At 32.2% G+C, this 1,537-nt stretch carries 2 protein-coding genes; both read right to left on the bottom strand.

Going from position 1 to position 1,537, the window contains the following annotated elements:
- Window positions 1-487: 487 nt before the first annotated feature.
- A complete protein-coding gene (locus tag QVP40_RS03365; RefSeq protein WP_138271630.1) occupies window positions 488-730 on the bottom strand; it encodes a helix-turn-helix domain-containing protein in 243 nt (80 codons plus the stop codon).
- Between the two features lie 29 nt (window positions 731-759).
- Window positions 760-1,422 carry a GOLPH3/VPS74 family protein gene (locus QVP40_RS03360; RefSeq protein WP_022067090.1) on the bottom strand — a complete coding sequence of 221 codons (663 nt, stop codon included), beginning with the start codon at window positions 1,420-1,422 and terminating at the stop codon, window positions 760-762.
- Window positions 1,423-1,537 lie beyond the last annotated feature (115 nt).

Here is a 1,537-nt window from a genome sequence, read left to right as displayed (position 1 = left end):
AAACATCCTTTTTTTCAAATGCAAAACAACTCCCTCCGCCGACTCATTTAAAATTCTTGATAAGCGTTCTGTTTATAAGGTGTAAATAAGCAAGTACCCGATTTTACTATGTAAAATCCAAAATATATCACCAAAGTATTTCAAGCTCTATAGATATAACTATTACACATTATATGTGTTATCATCATTCCCCCTTCTAAACAGTGAAAAAAGAATGTTTCACGTGAAACATTCTTTTATAGACATACTATTTTAAATCAAATATTTATTCCCTCTTATATAATTACATTTATTTCATTTCAATGTTAAAACACAGATATTCTCTAGCTCCTCTCTGAATTCTATTATTTACTGGCAGCATAAACTATCAACAACTCATGTTTTCTTGAAATCTATGCAGCCAGTAAATACAAAGTTTTCAACTCAAAAGAATTTTTGTTATATCTGTGCTCTATAATGATATATCATTTATACAATACCTTTATTTTTAGTTATTTTTCAGAATTTCTTTTATTTCAGGAATTGTTTTTCCCTGTTCTCTTAACGATTTGATATAATAAATACGTTCCAGGCTTTCTTCTCTCCTATATCTCCTTGTAAGATTGTGTTCTGCCTGCTCAAAGGAAATCATTCCCTCTTCTGTATAAAATTTAAGCGTACTGTATCTCATATCTGTAAGTCTGACCAGCTCGCCAATCGTGACATACTCCGATTGCTGAATAACCTCCATGCTTCTCTGTCTTGACACATCTATTCTCCTTAATTTGTATTCATAACAGTCAGGACAGTCATTATAGCAATAAGATTTTCGATATAATCAATCATTTCTTTTATCAGTAGTCCGGAATCAGAATTTACAATTTCTTTCAGCTTATGCTTTATTTCCTTCTGTTCAAAAGATGAAAAGTATTCTTTCATGATTTTGCTTCTCTCCAGAAGGGCAACCAGGCAGGCTATGTCCTCTGTTATTTCTCCATCCTCCAGAAGTTCTGATCTGATCAAATCTACTACATAATGAACAGCCTGTTTTGTAGGAACATAATTTTTTCGTTTACTATTTATACCAGATTCTGTAATGCTTACAAGTCCCATCTCTTCTAAAGAGGTACCTACTGCGCCAATAAGCTCCCTTAATTTCCTGTCTGAAAATGAATAATTATATTCTTCTATAATTTTTTCTATTTTTACAGGTTTGGGCTGATTTATAAAATTATATAAAGGTTTCAGATACATTTTTTCAGCCGGAAGCTCACCGGTTACTCTTACCTTCTTTTTCTCCAGCACAATACAATTTTCCATTTTCAGTTCTAAAAGACTGGAGGCAACCACACACACCAGTTTTTCCACATTGAATCCTGAAATCTTTCCTTTTCCATGCATTGCACAAATTAAATATTCCTGAGTAATTGACAAATCTCTCATTTCTTTTTCCTCCTTAAACCTCTTGGTAGTGTCAAAAACTACCTGTTTTTATTGTTCTAAAATCCTTTAAAACCTTGAATTACAGGAGGTTTACAAATAAAAAGAGCATTGACCT

Origin of the sequence: Blautia sp. CAG:257 (assembly GCF_000433815.1) — a bacterium.
In the GTDB taxonomy this organism is placed as follows: Bacteria; Bacillota; Clostridia; order Lachnospirales; family Lachnospiraceae; genus Blautia_A; species Blautia_A caecimuris.
Note: the sequence above shows the minus strand (reverse complement) of the source record. Positions and strands in the feature narration are given on the sequence as shown.

Bases quoted from the DNA above. Each gene is read 5' to 3' on its own strand.
- QVP40_RS03365 (WP_138271630.1), bottom strand. From the start codon at position 730: ATGGAGGTTATTCAGCAATCGGAGTATGTCACGATTGGCGAGCTGGTC.
- QVP40_RS03360 (WP_022067090.1), bottom strand. From the start codon at position 1,422: ATGAGAGATTTGTCAATTACTCAGGAATATTTAATTTGTGCAATGCAT.